We start from the raw sequence: 16,320 nt of genomic DNA on the forward strand, positions 1-16,320 counted from the left end.
AGCGCGGCGCGGCCATGGGTTCCCGTGGCGGCGGCCTCCTCCGCGACCGCCGGGGCGGCCACCTGCGCCACCGCCTGCGGCGCGGCGCCGCCGACCGCGACCAGCGTCGGGCGCGCATTCGCCTCGGGCTTGGCCTGCTCGGCCGCGAGGTCGATGCCGGTCGCGACCACGGAGACGCGGATGCGGCCGTTCAGATCTTCCTCCACCGAGGAGCCGAAGATGATGTTCGCTTCCTCGTCCACCTCGCGGCGGATGCGGTTGGTGGCCTCGTCCACCTCGAACAGCGTCATGTCGTGGCCGCCGGTGATGTTGATCAGCACGCCGCGGGCACCGCGCAGCGAGGTGTCCTCCAGCAGCGGGTTGCTGATCGCGCCTTCGGCCGCCCGCACCGCGCGGTCGTCGCCATCGGCTTCCCCGGTGCCCATCATCGCTTTGCCCATCTCCGCCATCACCGTGCGGATATCGGCGAAGTCGAGGTTCACGAGGCCGGGCTTGGTCATCAGGTCGGTCACGCCGCGCACGCCCATGTAGAGGACGTTGTCGGCCATCTTGAAGGCCTCGGCGAAGGTGGTGCGCTCGTTCGCCATCTTGAACAGGTTCTGGTTCGGGATGACGATCAGCGTGTCGACGACCTGCTGCAACTCGTCCAGGCCCTGCTCGGCGCTGCGGCGGCGCTTCGGGCCTTCGAAGTCGAAGGGCTTGGTCACCACGCCGACGGTCAGCACGCCGCGCTCGCGCGCCATGCGGGCGATGACTGGCGCGGCGCCGGTGCCGGTGCCGCCGCCCATGCCGGCGGTGATGAAGACCATGTGCGCGCCGTCCAGGTGGCGCTGCAGCTCCTCGGTCGCCTCCTCGGCCGCGGCGCGGCCGATCTCCGGCTTCGCGCCGGCACCGAGGCCCTGGGTCAGGTGGTGGCCGAGCTGCACGCGGCGATCCGCGCGCGCATGCACGAGCGACTGCGCATCGGTGTTGGCGACCAGGAACTCCACGCCCTCGAGGCCCATGGCGATCATGTTGTTGACCGCGTTGCAGCCGCCGCCGCCGACGCCGACCACGGTGATGCGCGGCGAGAAATCGGTGTGGTGGGTGTTCTGGATGGTGAGGTTGAGCGTCATGGAGCGATCTCCTTCCTCTCGAATTCTGTGTGAGGGGTGGGGGCTGCGGCGCGCATCACACGCGGTCCTTCAGCCAATGGACGAGGCGGCCGAACAGGCCGCGCCGGTGGTCGGGGCCGGGAGCGATGTCGAGCACGGGGCGGCCTTCGCCGGCGCCCCAGGCGAGCAGGCCGATCGCCGTCGCGAAGGCCGGGCCCATGGCCGATTCCGGCAGGCCGCGCACCGGGTGGGGGCGGCCGAGCCGGATCTGCCGGTTCAGGATGCGGGCGGCGAGCTCATGCGCGCCGACAAGCTGGCTGGCACCGCCGGTCAGCACCACGCGCGCGCCGGCTTCCTTGCCGAGGCCGGCAGCGTCGAGCTTCTCCCGCACCAGCTCGAAGGTTTCCTCGAGGCGCGGGCGGATGATGCCGGTGATCATGGTGCGCGGGATGCGCGCGATGTGGTGCTCGTCCTCGCCGAGCAGCGGCACCGGCAGGAAGTCGCGCTCATCCTCCGGCCCGCCATGCACGCCGCCATGCAGGGTCTTCAGCCGCTCCGCATGCGCGACCGGGGTCGAGAGGATGCCGGCAAGGTCGTTGGTCACATGCTGGCCGCCGACCGCGATCTGCGCGGTGTGCAGCAGGTGGCCGTCGGCGAAGACCGCGATCGAGGTCGTACCGCCGCCCATGTCGACCACCGTGCAGCCGAGATGCTTCTCGTCCTCGACCAGGGTCGCGAGGCCGGATGCGAAGGGGGAGGAGACCAGCTCCTCCACCTCCAGGTCGCAGCGCATCAGCGTGGAGCCGAGGTTGCGGAGCGATGCCTGCGAGGCGTCCACCAGGTGCAGCCGCGCACCGAGCGTATCGCAGATCATGCTGCGCGGATCCTCGACGCCCGGCGTCGCGTCCACCGTGAAGCCGAGCGGCACAGCGTGCACCGTCTCCCGCCCATCCTCAGCGGCGCGGCGGCGGCCTTCGGAGAGGATGGCGCGCAGATCCGTCTCGGTCACCGCGCGGCCGCCGATCGGCCACTGGATGTGCATCAGCCGCGATTCCGGCTGCCCGCAGGAGAGATTGAGGATGGCGCCCGGAAGCTGGGTATCCGCCATCTCCTCCGCCTGGCCGACGGCGGCGCGGATGGCGCGCTCCGCCTCCTCGAGGTCGACGACGGATCCGCCCTTCACGCCACGCCCGCGCTGCCAGCCGAAGCCGAGCACCCGCGGCTCCCCATCGCTCTCGAGGCGGGCGATCAGGCAGACCGCCTTGGTGCTGCCGATGTCGATGACGCCGAAAGGGCCGCTCCTCGCATAGCGGCGGCGGCGCGGTTCCTTGGCGCCGTCGCGGGGTGGCGGCAGACGGGATATCTCGTTCATCCGCGATCCCTCCGAGGGGTTGCGGCACGGGGCGCTTCCGGCGGTGCCGGCGGCTGACGCAGCACCAGGCGATCCGGCAGGCGCATGTCGATCGCGAGCAGCGGCCGGTCGAGCAGCCGCTGCTCGCGCTGCAGCTCCGCCAGCCGGGTGATGGCGGCGGCTTCGGCGCCTTCCGGCAGCAGCACGTCGGCGCCGTTGTGCAGCTTCAGGTTCCAGCGCCGCTCGCCGATGCGGACCATGGCCTGTACCCGGCTGGCGATCTCAGGTTGCGTGCGCAACAGGTCATGGAGCGCGGCGGCGCCACGATCCGCCCCGGCGCCGACCACCAGCGGCAGCGGCCCGAACTGGTCGAGGCGATCGCGCGCGACGACCCGGCCCTCGCGGTCGATCACCACGAAGCGCCCATCCTGCTGCCAGATCGCGAAGGGCTGACGCTCCTCCAGATGGATGATCAGCGAACCCGGCAGGCGCCGCTCGATATGGGCGCGCTGGACCCAGGCGATGCTCTCGAGCCGCTCCCGCGCGCTCTGCAGCGAGAAGCCGAGCAGCGGGTCGCCGCGCGAGACGCCGAGGGCCGCGCGGATCATATCGATCGGCGTGTTCTGCCGACCTTCCAGCACCACTTCCTGGACGCTCATGCCGAGGTTGAGGCCGAGGTCACCAAAGCCTTCCATCAGCGCGCGCGCGCGTCCGGCGGGATCGGCCGCCCAGATCCCGACGCCGACCGTGCCGATCAGGCCGAGTGCCGCCAGCCCGAGGGCTGCCGGCCGCAGCAGCGCACGCCGCCGCCGCAGCCAGAGCTTGAGGCGGGAGGGGCGGTCCTGCGGCCGCGCCGGCCGCCGGGTGAGTGCCGCGTCCCGGCGCGGACGGGAGGAGACGGAGGGGGCCGCGAGGCGCGGCGGCGCATCAAGGCCCATGCCGCGCCTCCCGTACCATCCAGGCGCAAAGCTCGGGGAAGGGGACGCCGCAATGCGCCGCCTGTTCCGGCAGCAGGCTGGTCGGCGTCAACCCGGGCTGGGTGTTCATCTCGAGCAGGATCAGCTCGCCGGGTTCACCCCGCGTGTCGTCGTAGCGGAAATCGGCGCGGGTCGCGCCGCGGCAGCCGAGGGCGCGGTGCGCCGCCAGCGCCACCTCCATCGCCCGCGCATAGGCATCCGGGTGGAGCCGCGCCGGGATGACGTGGCGGCTGCCGCCTTCGGCGTATTTGCTCTCGTAGTCGTAGAAGGCACCGGCCTCGGCGAGGATGTCGGTGACCGCCAGCGCGCGGTCGCCCATGACGCCGACCGTGAGCTCGCGGCCGGCGATGAAGCGCTCCGCCATGATGGTTTCGCCGAAGCGCCAGCCGCGGGCGATCTCGGCGCGGCGGTTGTCGCCGGCCTTGACGATATGGACGCCGACCGAGCTGCCCTCGTTCACCGGCTTCAGCACATAGGGCATCGGCATTGGATCGGCGATTTCGAGCTCGGCGCGGCTGACGAGGCGGCTTTCCGCGACCGGCAGGCCATGGGCGCGGAACACAGCCTTGGCCGCGGTCTTGTCCATCGCGAGCGCGGAGGCGCGGACGCCTGAATGCGTGTAGGGAATGCCCATCCAGTCGAGCACGCCCTGGATGCTGCCATCCTCGCCGAAGCGGCCATGCAGCGCGTTGAAAACGACATCCGGCGCCGGCGTCAGCGCGGCGATCAGCGCGCCGAGATCGGCGGTCGCTTCGATCGGCGTCACCGCGAAGCCTGCCTCGCGCAACGCGGCGACGACCTGCTTCCCGGTGGCGAGGCTGACCTCGCGCTCCGCGGAGATGCCGCCATGGAGGACCGCGACCCGGGTCATGGCATGGCTCATGGCATGGCCTCCCCGAGGCGCTTGATCTCCCATTCGAGGGCGATGCCGGACTGCGCCAGCACCCGGGCACGGACCTCTTCGCCGAGCGCTTCGAGCTCGGCCGCGGTCGCGGCGCCGGTGTTGATCAGGAAGTTGCAGTGCTTCTCGCTGACCTCAGCGCCGCCCAGGGCCAGGCCGCGGCAGCCGGCGGCATCGATCAGCGCCCAGGCCTTGTGGCCATCCGGGTTCTTGAAGGTGGAGCCGCCGGTGCGCGCGCGCACCGGCTGCGTTGCTTCGCGCTGGCTGCGGATCGCCTGCATGCGCGCTGCGGTCACGGCGGCATCGCCCGGCGCCGCATGGAAGCGCGCGCGGGTGACGACGGCGCGCGCCGGCAGCGCGGCGTGGCGATAGGCGAAAGCGAGCTCGGCGTGGGAGAGGCGCAGCAGCCCGCCCGGCGTCGCGACCTCCGCCCAGTCCAGCACGTCCTTCACCTCGGCCCCGTAGGCGCCGGCATTCATGGCGACCGCGCCGCCGATGCTGCCGGGGATACCGATCAGGAATTCCAGCCCCGCGAGGTCGGCGGCGGCCGCGGTCTCGGCCACCACCGCGTCCAGCGCCGCGGCGCCGGCGACGATCCCGTCCGGCTCCACCACCACCTCGCCAAAGCCGCGCGCCAGGCGCAGCGTCACGCCGCGCAGACCGCCGTCGCGGATGATGAGGTTGGACGCGGCGCCGATCACCGTCAGCGGCAGATCGCCGGGCATGTCGCGCAGCAGCAGCAGCAGGTCCTCGGCATCGGCGGGCCGCACCAGCACATCCGCAGGCCCGCCCACCCGGAACCAGGTGAAGGGCGCCAGCGGAGCCTCGCGCTGCACGCGCCCGCGCAGCGGCGGCAGCACGGCGAGAGCGGGATTGGGGGACATCATTGCGTGCCCCCGCGCGCATGGGACTCGGGCGTGCCCCCGCGCCGGCCGCCGCGCGTCTGCAGCGCGGTCAGCTCGCCCGGCAGCGCCTGCGCCCAGTTGGTGATGGAGCCGGCGCCAAGGCAGACCACGTAGTCACCGGCCTTGGCGATGGCATTGACCATTTCCGCCAGGCTGTCCGGCCCGGACAGCGGCACCACGCTGCGATGCCCATGGGCGCGCAGTCCCTCGACCAGCGCGTCCTTGTCGATCCCTTCGATCGGCTGCTCGCCCGCCGCATAGACATCGGCCACGATCACCGTGCCCGCGTCGTTCATGCACTGACAAAAATCCTCGAACAGCGAGGCGAGGCGAGAATAGCGGTGCGGCTGCACCACCGCGACCACATCGCGGGCGCCGGCCTGCCGCGCCGCCTTCAGCACCGCCGCGATCTCCACCGGGTGATGCCCGTAGTCGTCGATGACGGTGATGCCGCCCGCCTCGCCGGTACGGGTGAAGCGGCGCTTCACACCCTTGAAGCTCGCGAGCGCCGTGCGAATCGCATCCTCCGGCACGTCCATCTCGACGCCGACCGCGATCGCGGCGAGCGCGTTGGCGACATTGTGCTGACCGAGCATCGGCAGCCGGAAAGGCTTCATGCTGCGCGCGCGGCGGCTCGCGCGGTCGGTCACCGTCACCTCGAAGGTCGCGCCCATGCGGTCGGTGATCAGCCGGTCGGCCCTGACATCGGCCTGCGGCGAGAAGCCGTAGGTGATCAGCCGCCGGTCGGACAGGCGCGGGATCATCGCCTGCACCTCGGGGTGATCGATGCAGAGCACCGCGAAGCCATAGAAGGGGATATTGCCGACGAACTGGGCGTAGGCGTCCTTCATCGCCTCGGCGGTGCCCCAGTGGTCCAGATGCTCCGGGTCCATGTTGGTGACGACAGCGACCACCGATGGCAGCTTCAGGAAGCTGCCATCGCTCTCATCGGCCTCCACCACCATCCAGTCGCCGGCGCCGAGCCGGGTATTGGTGCCGTAGGCGTTGATGATGCCGCCATTGATGACCGTGGGATCGATCTTCGCCGCTTCCAGCACCGTGGCGACGAGGCTGGTCGTCGTCGTCTTGCCATGGGTGCCGCCGATCGCGATCGACCATTTCAGCCGCATCAGCTCGGCCAGCATCTCCGCGCGGCGCACCACCGGCACCAGCCGGGCACGGGCGGCCACGACCTCCGGGTTGTCGCGCTTCACCGCGGTCGAGACGACGACGACCTGCGCCTCGCCGAGATTGGCGGCGTCATGACCGATGGCGACGGGGATGCCGGCTTCGCGCAGCCGCGTGACGTTGTAGCCTTCCGCGATGTCGCTGCCCTGTACGCGGTAGCCGAGATTGTGCAGCACCTCCGCGATGCCGGACATGCCGATGCCGCCGATGCCGACGAAGTGGATGGCGCCGATGTCGAGGGGGAGGGCGCGCATCAGCGGGGCACTCCCACACGCGCCGCGACAAGCGCCAGCACCCGGTCGGCCAGCGTTCGGGCGGCATCCGGCCGCGCCAGCGGCGCCGCGGCGGCGGCCATATGCGCCAGCTCGGCATTGTCGTCCAGCAGTCGCGCCAGGCGCTCGGCCAGGGCCTCGGCTGTGAAGCCGATCTGCGGCATCACGATCGCCGCACCTGCTTCGGCCAGCGCGCGCGCATTGCCGCTCTGGTGGTCGTCGATCGCGTGCGGCAGCGGCACCAGGATCGAAGGCCGCGCTGCGCAGGCGAGCTCCGCGATGGTGGAGGCGCCGGCGCGCGCGATCACCAGATGCGCGGTCGAGAGCCGGTTCGCGATATCGGGGAAGAAGGCCGCGATCTCGGCCGGGATTCCAAGCTCCGCATAGGCGTCCCGCACCCGCTGGAAATCCTCGGCGCGGGCCTGCTGGGTCACCAGCAGCCGGCCACGCAGCGCTCCCGGCAGTGCCGCGATCGCGGCGGGGACCACATCGGCGAAGACCCTGGCACCCAGGCTGCCGCCGGTGACCAGTAGGCGGATCGCGCCCTCCGGCGGCGCGTAGCCCGCGCCCGTGAGGGCAGCGAGCGCCGGCCGCACCGGATTGCCCAGCACCTCGGCCCGCGCTTCCGGCGGGACCCGCGTGGTGCCGGTGATGGATAGCGCCAGCAGGTCCGCGCCCTTGGCCAGCATCCGGTTGGCGCGGCCGAGCACCGCGTTCTGCTCGTGCAGCACCGCGACCGGCCGCAGCCTTCTCGGCAGCAGCCGCGTCGCGACCAGTGGCGGGACCGAGGGATAGCCGCCGAACCCCACCACCGCCGCGGCATGGAGCGAAACCAGAATGCGCCGCGCTTCCAGCGTTCCCGCCCCGAGTGCCGCCGCGCCCCGCACGGCGCGCCACGCCCCGCGCCCGGAGAGCCCGGCACCGCTGAGCACGAAGCGCTCCGCATTCGCGAAGGCCGGGCTGTCGAAGGCGGCGCTCCGCGCATCGGTCATCAACGCGATGCGCTCGCCGCGTGCCAGCAACTCGGCGGCCAGCGCCTCGGCCGGGAAGAGATGTCCGCCGGTGCCGCCGGCGGCGATGACGATCGGTCGCACAGTCGGGCCCCTCACGCGTCCGCCTCCGCGCCGCGCGGCCCGCGGCGGCGCGTCAGCGCCAGCAGCATCCCCATCCCGAGCGCGATCGCGATGACGGAGGACCCGCCATAGCTCACGAGGGGCAAGGTCATGCCCTTGGTTGGGATCAGGTGCAGCGAGGAGGCCATGTTGACGAAGGCCTGCAGCCCGAACTGCGTGAGCAGCCCGGCCGAGGCCAGCACCACGAAGAGATCGGCCTCGCCCAGCAGCCGCAGCAGCCCGCGCACCACGATAAAGAGGAAGAGGGCCAGGATCAGCAGGCAGACCACCATGCCGAACTCCTCGCCCGCCACCGCGAAGACGAAGTCGGCATGTGCATCGGGCAGCACGTTCTTCAGCCGCCCCTCGCCGGGGCCGCGCCCGAACAGCCCGCCATAGCCGAAGGCCTCCAGCGCGACATTCACCTGGTAGTTGTCGCCCGATGTCGGATCCAGGAAGCGCTGCACGCGCGATTGCACGTGCGGGAACATCAGGTAGGCCATGCCGGCCGCCGCGATGCCGAGCAGCCCGGCGCCGCCGACCAGGACGAGGTTCAGCCCGGCGATGAAGAGCTGCGCGAAGACCACCGCGGTGATGACCAGCAGCATGCCGATATCCGGCTGGCTCTTCAGGATGATCGCGATGAAGACATAGAGCCCGAGCGCCAGCATCGTCCCCGGCAGGCGGGAGCCGGGCGCCTTGCTTTCGGCGATCAGCCAGGCGGCGACCACCGCGAAGCAGGGCTTCAGGAACTCGGAGGGCTGCAGCGACAGGCCCGGTACCGGCAGCCAGCGCCGCGCGCCCTTGATCTCGACGCCGATCAGGAGCGTCGCCGCGGTCAGCACCAGCGCGCCCCCGCAGCCGAGCAGCGCCAGCCGCCGGACGCTCTTGGGCGACAACAGCGACACGCCAACCATGACAGCCGCGGCCAGCGCGAGATAGATCACCTGGCGCGCGAAGAAGAGATGGCGGGACGTGGCCCCGATCCGCTCCGCGACGGCGGGGGAGGCGGCCAGCATCATCACATAGCCGAAGCCGATCAGCGCCAGCAGCGCCGAGAGCGTCAGCCGGTCCACGGTCCACCACCAGCGGCCGAGGACGGAGGTGTCGGTGCGGGAAAACGAGGCCATCAGGCGGCCCTCCCCTGCGCGATGGCGCGGACCAGCGCGCGGAAGCGGTCGCCGCGCGCATCGAAGCCGGTGAACTGGTCGAAGCTGGCGCAGGCCGGCGACAGCAGCACGACCGGCGCTTCCGGCGCGCGGGCGGCGGCTTCGGTCGCGGCGTCGAGGGTGCCGGCGATCTCGTGCGGCACGCCATGCGCGGCGAGCGTCGCCGCCAGGACCGGCGCGTCGCGGCCGATCAGCCAGGCGCGGGCGATGCGCGGGAAGAAGGGTGCGAGGCTCTCGATGCCGCCCTCCTTCGCGATCCCGCCGGCGATCCAGACCACGCGGTCATAGCTCGCGAGCGCACGCGCGGCGCTGTCGGCATTGGTCGCCTTGCTGTCGTTCACGAAGAGGGTGCCGCCGATCTCGCCCACCCGCTCCTGCCGGTGCGGCAGGCCGGGGAAGCCGGCGATGCCCTCGGCGATCGCCGCGCGCGGCACCTCCAGCGCCAGGCAGGCGGCGGCGGCGGCGGCGGCGTTCTGCGCGTTGTGGCTGCCGGGTAGCGCCACGGCACCACGCAGGTCGAGCAGCGGCCCGGCATCGTCGCGGAGCGTGCTGCCTTCGGCCCAGACGCCGCCCGGTTGCGGCATGCCGGCCGAGATCCGGCGCACCGATCCTGCCCGCCCGGCCGCCATCGCGGCACTCCAGGCGTCGTCCATCCCGACCACGGCCGTATCCTCTCCGGCCTGCCGCGCGAAGATTGCAGCCTTCGCAGCGGCATAGCCGGCCATGTCGCCATGGCGGTCGAGATGGTCGGGGCTGAGGTTCAGCATGACCCCGATGTTGAAGCGCACCGCGGCGATTCGCTCCAACATGTACGACGACATTTCGAGGGTGTAGATGCCCTCATGCCACAACATGTTGAGGCCGAGGGCCGCCGGCCCCAGATTCCCGCCCACCTCGGACTGCCGCCCGGCGCCGGTCAGGACATGGTGGATGAGGGCGGTCGTCGTGCTCTTGCCGTTGGTCCCGGTGACGCCGAGGAAGCGCGCCCGGGACCCGGAGGCGCGGACCGCGCGGTACAGGAACTCGACATCGCAGAGGATCGGCGCGCCGACAGCGCGAGCGGCCTCGGCGGCCGGGTGCGGCGCCGGCAGGCGATGCGGGATGCCGGGGGAGAGCAGCAGCGCGTCGGCGGCGAAACCCTGTGCCGGATCGCGCAGCGTGAGGCCGGTGGCGGCGGCCGCCTCGCGGTTCTCCGCGCGGTCGTCCCAGGCCGTCACCTCGGCGCCCCAGTCCTTGAGGCGCAGCGCCGCCGGCAGCCCGGCGCGGCCGAGGCCCATGACGGCGATGCGCTGTCCCGCGAAGGGGGTCATCGGATCTTCAGCGTCGAAAGGCCGACCAGGGCCAGCACCATCGCGATGATCCAGAAGCGGATAACGATGGTGGGCTCGGCCCAGCCCTTCTTCTCGAAATGATGGTGCAGCGGCGCCATCAGGAAAACGCGGCGGCCGGTGCGCTTGTACCAGAAGACCTGGATGATGACGGAGACGGTCTCGACCACGAAGAGCCCGCCGACGATCGCCAGCACGATCTCGTGCTTGGTCGCGACCGCGAGCGCGCCGAGCGCGCCGCCGAGTGCCAGCGAGCCGGTATCGCCCATGAAGACCGCCGCCGGCGGTGCATTGAACCAGAGGAAACCAAGGCTGGCGCCGATCAGCGCCGAACAGAACACCGCCAGCTCGCCGGTGCCCGGCACCGCATGCAACTGCAGATAGTCCGCGAAGATGCGGTTGCCCACGAGATAGGCTATCAGGGCGAAGACGGCCGCCGCGATCATGGCCGGCACGATCGCGAGCCCGTCCAGCCCGTCGGTGAGGTTCACCGCGTTGGAGGAGCCCATCATCACCAGCGTCGCCAGCAGCGGGAACAGGATGCCGAGCGGCACCAGCACTTCCTTGAACACCGGCACAGCCAGCTTGTCGGAAAGCGGCCCCGGCATCAGGTAGGCCAGCCACACCGCGGCGCCGAGCCCGATCACCGCCTGCGCCACCAGCTTCGTGCGGCCGGAGACGCCCTTGGTGTTGCGCTTCGTGACCTTGAGGAAGTCGTCGGCGAAGCCGAGCGCGCCGTAGCCGAGCGTCACCAGCAGCACGCACCAGACGAAGCCGCTGCGCAGATCCGCCCAGAGCAGGGTGGAGCCGCCGAGCGCCATCAGGATCAGCACGCCACCCATGGTGGGCGTGCCTTTCTTGGTCAGCAGATGGCTCGCCGGGCCGTCCTCGCGGATCGGCTGACCGCCATTCTGGCGGCGGCGCAGCCAGCGGATGACGGAGGGGCCGAAGACCATGGCGATGATCAGCGCCGTGACGCAGGCCGCGCCGGCCCGGAAGGTCGTGTAGCGGATCAGGTTGAAGAGCTGGAATTCCTCCGCGAGCGGCGCGAAGAGGTTGAAGATCATGCCGAGGAACTTTCGGTAAGCAGCCGCACCACGGCTTTCATGCCGGTGGCAAGGCTGCCCTTGACGAGGATGGCGTCGCCGTCGCGGATCGAGCGCGCAACGACGGGCGCGAGTTCCGTAACGGAAGCGGTCCAGGCGCCGACCAGGTCGGGCGGGAGCGCGGCGACTGCATGCCGCATCAGCGGCCCGCAGGCAAATACCAGATCCGCCGCCTCGCGCAGATGCGCGGCGAGGGCGCGGTGCTCCTCCTCCGCGAAGGCCCCGAGTTCCCCCATCTGTCCGACAACCGCGACGCGCCGCCGCGCCGGCAGCAGCTTCAGGAGAGCGAGTGCCGCCCGCATGGATGGCGGCTGGCCATTATAGGCCTCGTCCAGCAGCAGCGCGCTGCCGCCATCGGGGGTCGCGATGCGGCGTCGGTCGCCGCGCCCCGGCATTGCGCGGAAGCCAGCGAGCCGTGCGGCGCCGGCGACGATGTCGGCCCCGGCCGCATCCGCCGCCGCCAGCGCCGTGATCGCGTTGCGCGCCATGTGCAGGCCCGGCGTGCCGAGCCGGAACGACAGGCGCCGGCCGCCGATCTCAGCCTCGATGTCGCTGCCTTCGGCGTCCGCTGCGACCGACAGCGCCCGGGCTTCGCCACCCTCGCCGAAGGTGACGACGCGCGCGCCGGCCGCGGCCCCGCGCAGCAGCGGCAGGAAGGCGCTTTCGGCCGGCAGCACCGCGACGCCGCCCGGCTCGAGGCCGGCGGCGATCGCGGCCTTCTCCCGCGCGATCGCCTCCAGACTGCCGAGATGGCCGATATGCGCGGCTTCGATGCTCGTCACGACAGCCACATGCGGGCGCGCGAGCCGGGCGAGAGGTGCGATCTCGCCTGGGTTGTTCATGCCGATCTCGATGACAGCAAAGCGTGTATCGCGCGGGGTGCGGGCGAGGGTCAGTGGCACGCCCCAGTGGTTGTTGTAGGACGCGACAGCCGCGTGGGTGGTGCCGCTGGCGCCGAGGATCGCGCGCAGCATCTCTTTGGTCGTGGTCTTGCCGACGCTGCCGGTCACCGCCACGACGCGCGCGGCGCTGCGGCTGCGGGCGACGGCGCCGAGCGCGGTCAGACCTTCCAGCGTGTCTCGAACCCGGAGCAGCGGGGCGTCGACCGCGACGTCCCGGTGCACCATGGCGGCGGCGGCGCCGGCGGCGATCGCCCCGGCGACGAAGTCATGCCCGTCGCGGTCCGCCTGGAGGGCCACGAAAAGATCGCCCGCCGCGATGCCGCGGCTGTCGATGGCGACGCCGGTCGCATCCGCCGGCCGTGTCAGGCGCCCACCGGTCGCCGCTTCCAGCTCCACCGCCGTCCAGAGCGGCGTCATGGCGTGCCGGCCAGGCGCCGCACCACATCGGCATCGTCGAAGGGATGGGTCACGCCGGCGATGGTCTGCCCGCTCTCATGCCCTTTGCCGGCGACCGCCAGCACATCCCCGGGGGCCAGCGCCGACATCGCCGCCGCGATGGCCCGCGCCCGATCGTCGATCTCGATGCCGCCGGGGCAGGCGGCCAGGATGGCCGCGCGGATCAGGGCCGGATCCTCGCTGCGCGGATTGTCGTCGGTCACCCAGCAGACATCCGCGAGCCGGGCGCAGACCGCGCCCATCAGCGGCCGCTTGCCCGGATCACGGTCGCCACCGGCACCGAACAGGACATGGAGCTGCCCTGCCGCGTGCGGACGCAGCGCCACCAGGAGCCGCTCCAGCGCATCCGGCGTATGGGCGTAATCCACATAGACAGCGGCACCGTTCGGGAGCGTCGCGGCTCGCTCCATCCGGCCGCGCACGCCCGCGAGCCTCGGTGCCAGCGCGACCGCCCTGTCGAGCCCGGTCGCGAGCGCGAGTGCCAGTGCCAGCAGGACGTTGTCGGCCTGGAAGCGCCCGGGGAGCGCCAACTCCAGCGCATGCCGCACCCCGCCCGCCTCGATCGCCAGCGCCTGGCCATGCGGGAGCGACCGGTGCGACAGCAGCCGCACTTCCCGCCCCGCCTCACCGACCTCGATGAGTCGGAGATGGCGACGCTGGGCGATGGCGCGCAGCGCCGTCAGCGTTTCCGGCTCCATATCCGCATTGACCGCGGCAGGCGCCCCGCCGGGCAGCAGGGTGTCGAACAGCCGGAGCTTTGCTGCGCGGTAGGCGGCCATGTCGCCGTGGTAGTCGAGATGGTCGCGCGTGAGGTTGGAGAGCCCCGCGGCGGTGAGACGGACGCCATCCAGCCGGCGCTGCTCGATCCCGTGCGAGGAGGCTTCCAGCGCGGCGTGCGCAATGCCGGACCGGGCCAGCGCCGCCAGGTCCTGGTGCAGCGCCACCGGATCGGGGGTGGTGAGGGAGGGACCGGGCGGGAAGCCATCCGCGATCAAGCCGAGGGTGCCGATCGAGGCCGCGCCTTGGCCGTCGAAAGTCCAGAGCTGACGCAGGAAATCCGCGGTGCTGGTCTTGCCGTTGGTGCCGGTGATGGCGATCAGCGTCGCCGGCTGCACCTCGTAGAAAGCCGCCGCCATGCGCGCCAGCGCCCGGCGCGGATCGGTCGCCGTGAGCATCGGCCGTTCCGGCACGCCGGCCGGCCAGGTGGTGCCGGTGGGCGCGAGCACGGCGGCGGCCCCGCGGGCAACCGCTTCCGCGATGAAGGCGCTGCCATCGGCGAGGGTGCCGGGCAGTGCGGCGAAGAGTGCGCCGGGTGCCACCTTGCGGCTGTCGGCCGTAATGGCCGTGATCGCGGGTTTCGCGTTGCCAGGGATACCAGCGGCCTTCATGAGGTCACCGAGGCGCAAGGTCGGCCTCCCGCGCCATCGCCTGGCGCAGCGGACCGGCGGGTTGGGCGGGGGTCGTCATGGCGGGACGCGTCGGCGCCGCGGCGGGCGCCGATCGGGCGGGCGGAGCCGCGGTGGGGGTGGAGTTCGGCCGCGGGCCGGGGAGGGTGATGCGCCCGTTCAGCGGCATGGCGATGCTGGCCTGGATCTCGGCGGCCCGTTCGGTCTCCGGCAGCAGGCCGAGGATCGGCGCGATGCGGGAGACGACGTAGTTGGCCGCCGGCGCCGCCACCCAGCCCGCCGTCGCGAAGCCATGGCTCTGCGCATTCGGCTTCGGCTCGTCGACCATCACGTAAAGGGCGTAGCGCGGCGCATTCATCGGGAAGGCGCCGACGAAGGCGGCGATGCGCTTGTCGCGCAGATAGCCGCCGCGCGGGCCGGTCTTCTGGGCGGTGCCGGTCTTGCCGCCCAGGAAGTAGCCGGTGACCTCGGCGGAACGGCCCGAGCCGTCGGTGACCACGAGGCGCATCAGCCGCCGCATCAGCTCGCTGGTGCGCTCGCTGACGACGCGCGTGCCCTCGCGTGGCGGGGCACCCTGGGCCTGCGCCACCAGCGTCGGCTCCCGCCAGGTGCCGCCGTTCACCAGCGCGGAGACCCCGGTCACCACATGCATCGGCGTCACCGAGACGCCGTGCCCGAAGCCGATCGTCATCGTGTTGATGTCGCGCCAGTGCGGCTGCGACGGGAAGAGCGGCATCGCCGTCTCGGCCAGCTCGATGCGCAGGCGCTGGCCCATATGCAGGCGCGAGAGGAATTCGCGATGCCGGGGCGGACCGACCGCCATCGCCATGTGCGCGGCGCCGATATTGGAGGAGTTGGTGAGGATCTCCGGCAGCGACAGCCAGCGGTTGCGGCCGCGATAGTCGCTGATCGTGAAGCGCCCGTAGCGGATCGGGCGGGAGGCGTCGAAGCCATTCCAGGGCTGAATGACGCCGAGGTCGAGTGCCATCGCCGCGGTGAAGAGCTTGAAGGTCGATCCCGGCTCGTAGACGCCGACGGTGACGCGGTTGAAGCGCTGGTCCACGGTCGCCGCGCCGACATCGTTGGCGTCATAGTCGGGCAGGCTAACCATGGCGAGGACCTCGCCGCTCGTCACGTCCATGACGATGCCGGCGCCGCCGATGCCGTTGAAGTCGGTGATCGCGCGCTGCACGGCGTCGCGCATCGCAAGCTGCACGCGGACATCGACCGACAGCCGCAGCGGCGTGTTGCGCAGGTCGCCGCGCAGGCGTTCGTCGAAGAACCGCTCGACCCCCGCGATGCCCTGGCCGTCGACATCGGTGCCGCCGATCACGTGCACGGCGTTGCGGCCCTGCGGAAAATAGCGGCGCTCCGCATCCTCGAAATGCAGGCCGGGGATGCCGAGGTCGTTGACCGCCTGCACCTCGCGCGGGGTCAGGGCGCGGGCCAGATAGGCGAATTGCCGCTCACCGGAGAGGCGGGCGATCAGCCGCTCGCGGTCGAGCTGCGGCAGCACGCGGCGGAGCTGGTCGGCGACCCGTGCCGGATTGTCGATCTCGCGCGGATTGGCGTAGAGCGCGTTGATCGGCAGCGAGACCGCGAGGATCTCGCCATTACGGTCGGTAACCGTGCCGCGCAGCACCGGGGCCTGCGCCACCGCCGGCGGCGGGCGGCTGGCGGCGACGACGCGGCGCGAATCCACCGGCGCCAGCACGGTCGCGAGCGCCAGCTTGAATGCGACGGCGCCGAACAGCAGCGAGAAGCCGAAGGCCGCCCAGACCAGCCGGCCGCGCGTGCGCTCGAGCTGCGCGCGGCGCATGAGCTCCGGCTGGGTGACCCGGACCACCGCCTGCACGGGGTCGCGGACCGGGGTTGCGAAGCGGCCGCCCGGGCTCGCATCGGGCGGTGGGGGCCGGCGCGCTTCGGGGGGGAGCGCGCTGGTCATCGGGCTGGCGTCGCCGCCTGGGCGCTGCCGAAGGGGACCGGCGGCGGCAGGGCGGAGCGGCCGATGCCGAGCACGGAGGCGGAGCTGAGGCCGACCGGCTGCACATGCATCGCCGGCCGCACCAGCGCGGTTGCGGCGGCCTGCTGGACGGGCGGCGGTGCCGCCGGACGCGGTTCGGCGGCCGGTCGCGCGGCGGCGGGGCGCGGGG

13 protein-coding genes and 1 pseudogene are annotated in these 16,320 nt (G+C 72.1%); all 14 read right to left on the minus strand.

The features are described from left to right. Positions 1–1,115: cell division protein FtsZ (ftsZ, locus tag GXW71_RS32810; protein WP_211857966.1), on the minus strand; the 1,115-nt coding region annotated here is incomplete at its 3' end. 55 nt (positions 1,116–1,170) lie between these two features. Continuing rightward, the gene (ftsA, locus tag GXW71_RS32815) at positions 1,171–2,466 is read right to left on the minus strand and encodes a cell division protein FtsA (RefSeq protein ID WP_211857968.1); all 1,296 of its coding nucleotides are present in this window, start codon (positions 2,464–2,466) and stop codon (positions 1,171–1,173) included. Beyond that, positions 2,463–3,383: a cell division protein FtsQ/DivIB gene (locus GXW71_RS32820; RefSeq protein ID WP_211857970.1), complete on the minus strand. Its 921-nt coding sequence runs from the start codon at positions 3,381–3,383 to the stop codon at positions 2,463–2,465. The genes ftsA and GXW71_RS32820 overlap by 4 nt, the downstream gene beginning before the upstream one ends. Next, positions 3,373–4,293, minus strand: a complete 921-nt coding sequence (locus GXW71_RS32825; RefSeq protein ID WP_211857990.1) for a D-alanine--D-alanine ligase — start codon at positions 4,291–4,293, stop codon at positions 3,373–3,375. The genes GXW71_RS32820 and GXW71_RS32825 overlap by 11 nt, the downstream gene beginning before the upstream one ends. A gap of 8 nt (positions 4,294–4,301) precedes the next feature. Continuing rightward, positions 4,302–5,210, minus strand: coding sequence for a UDP-N-acetylmuramate dehydrogenase (murB, locus tag GXW71_RS32830; protein ID WP_211857972.1), 909 nt, complete (start codon positions 5,208–5,210; stop codon positions 4,302–4,304). After that, positions 5,207–6,670, minus strand: coding sequence for a UDP-N-acetylmuramate--L-alanine ligase (gene murC / locus GXW71_RS32835; protein ID WP_211857974.1), 1,464 nt, complete (start codon positions 6,668–6,670; stop codon positions 5,207–5,209). The genes murB and murC overlap by 4 nt, the downstream gene beginning before the upstream one ends. Then, complete coding sequence (murG, locus tag GXW71_RS32840; RefSeq protein ID WP_211857976.1) at positions 6,670–7,797, minus strand: undecaprenyldiphospho-muramoylpentapeptide beta-N-acetylglucosaminyltransferase; 1,128 nt, start codon at positions 7,795–7,797, stop codon at positions 6,670–6,672. Before murG ends, murC begins: the two co-directional genes overlap by 1 nt. Then, the gene (locus GXW71_RS32845) at positions 7,794–8,930 is read right to left on the minus strand and encodes an FtsW/RodA/SpoVE family cell cycle protein (protein ID WP_211857978.1); all 1,137 of its coding nucleotides are present in this window, start codon (positions 8,928–8,930) and stop codon (positions 7,794–7,796) included. Before GXW71_RS32845 ends, murG begins: the two co-directional genes overlap by 4 nt. Next, complete coding sequence (murD, locus tag GXW71_RS32850; protein ID WP_211857980.1) at positions 8,930–10,279, minus strand: UDP-N-acetylmuramoyl-L-alanine--D-glutamate ligase; 1,350 nt, start codon at positions 10,277–10,279, stop codon at positions 8,930–8,932. Before murD ends, GXW71_RS32845 begins: the two co-directional genes overlap by 1 nt. Further along, positions 10,276–11,364, minus strand: coding sequence for a phospho-N-acetylmuramoyl-pentapeptide-transferase (gene mraY / locus GXW71_RS32855; RefSeq protein WP_211857982.1), 1,089 nt, complete (start codon positions 11,362–11,364; stop codon positions 10,276–10,278). Before mraY ends, murD begins: the two co-directional genes overlap by 4 nt. Continuing rightward, a complete protein-coding gene (locus tag GXW71_RS32860) occupies positions 11,361–12,722 on the minus strand; it encodes a UDP-N-acetylmuramoyl-tripeptide--D-alanyl-D-alanine ligase (RefSeq protein ID WP_211857985.1) in 1,362 nt (453 codons plus the stop codon). Before GXW71_RS32860 ends, mraY begins: the two co-directional genes overlap by 4 nt. Then, a complete protein-coding gene (locus GXW71_RS32865) occupies positions 12,719–14,149 on the minus strand; it encodes a UDP-N-acetylmuramoyl-L-alanyl-D-glutamate--2,6-diaminopimelate ligase (protein ID WP_211857992.1) in 1,431 nt (476 codons plus the stop codon). The genes GXW71_RS32860 and GXW71_RS32865 overlap by 4 nt, the downstream gene beginning before the upstream one ends. Before the next feature lie 4 nt (positions 14,150–14,153). After that, positions 14,154–16,112 carry a peptidoglycan D,D-transpeptidase FtsI family protein gene (locus GXW71_RS32870; protein ID WP_211857988.1) on the minus strand — a complete coding sequence of 653 codons (1,959 nt, stop codon included), beginning with the start codon at positions 16,110–16,112 and terminating at the stop codon, positions 14,154–14,156. Further along, positions 16,109–16,320: pseudogene (locus tag GXW71_RS32875) on the minus strand (hypothetical protein); the annotation flags it as partial. The pseudogene GXW71_RS32875 and the gene GXW71_RS32870, both read right to left, overlap by 4 nt.

Source organism: Plastoroseomonas hellenica, from assembly GCF_018129085.1.
GTDB lineage: Bacteria > Pseudomonadota > Alphaproteobacteria > Acetobacterales > Acetobacteraceae > Plastoroseomonas > Plastoroseomonas hellenica.

Bases quoted from the DNA above. Each gene is read 5' to 3' on its own strand.
- GXW71_RS32825 (WP_211857990.1), bottom strand. From the start codon at position 4,293: ATGACCCGGGTCGCGGTCCTCCATGGCGGCATCTCCGCGGAGCGCGAG.
- GXW71_RS32820 (WP_211857970.1), bottom strand. From the start codon at position 3,383: ATGGGCCTTGATGCGCCGCCGCGCCTCGCGGCCCCCTCCGTCTCCTCC.
- GXW71_RS32845 (WP_211857978.1), bottom strand. From the start codon at position 8,930: ATGGCCTCGTTTTCCCGCACCGACACCTCCGTCCTCGGCCGCTGGTGG.
- murC (WP_211857974.1), bottom strand. From the start codon at position 6,670: ATGCGCGCCCTCCCCCTCGACATCGGCGCCATCCACTTCGTCGGCATC.
- GXW71_RS32870 (WP_211857988.1), bottom strand. From the start codon at position 16,112: ATGACCAGCGCGCTCCCCCCCGAAGCGCGCCGGCCCCCACCGCCCGAT.
- murD (WP_211857980.1), bottom strand. From the start codon at position 10,279: ATGACCCCCTTCGCGGGACAGCGCATCGCCGTCATGGGCCTCGGCCGC.
- ftsA (WP_211857968.1), bottom strand. From the start codon at position 2,466: ATGAACGAGATATCCCGTCTGCCGCCACCCCGCGACGGCGCCAAGGAA.
- GXW71_RS32860 (WP_211857985.1), bottom strand. From the start codon at position 12,722: ATGACGCCGCTCTGGACGGCGGTGGAGCTGGAAGCGGCGACCGGTGGG.
- GXW71_RS32865 (WP_211857992.1), bottom strand. From the start codon at position 14,149: ATGAAGGCCGCTGGTATCCCTGGCAACGCGAAACCCGCGATCACGGCC.
- murB (WP_211857972.1), bottom strand. From the start codon at position 5,210: ATGATGTCCCCCAATCCCGCTCTCGCCGTGCTGCCGCCGCTGCGCGGG.
- mraY (WP_211857982.1), bottom strand. From the start codon at position 11,364: ATGATCTTCAACCTCTTCGCGCCGCTCGCGGAGGAATTCCAGCTCTTC.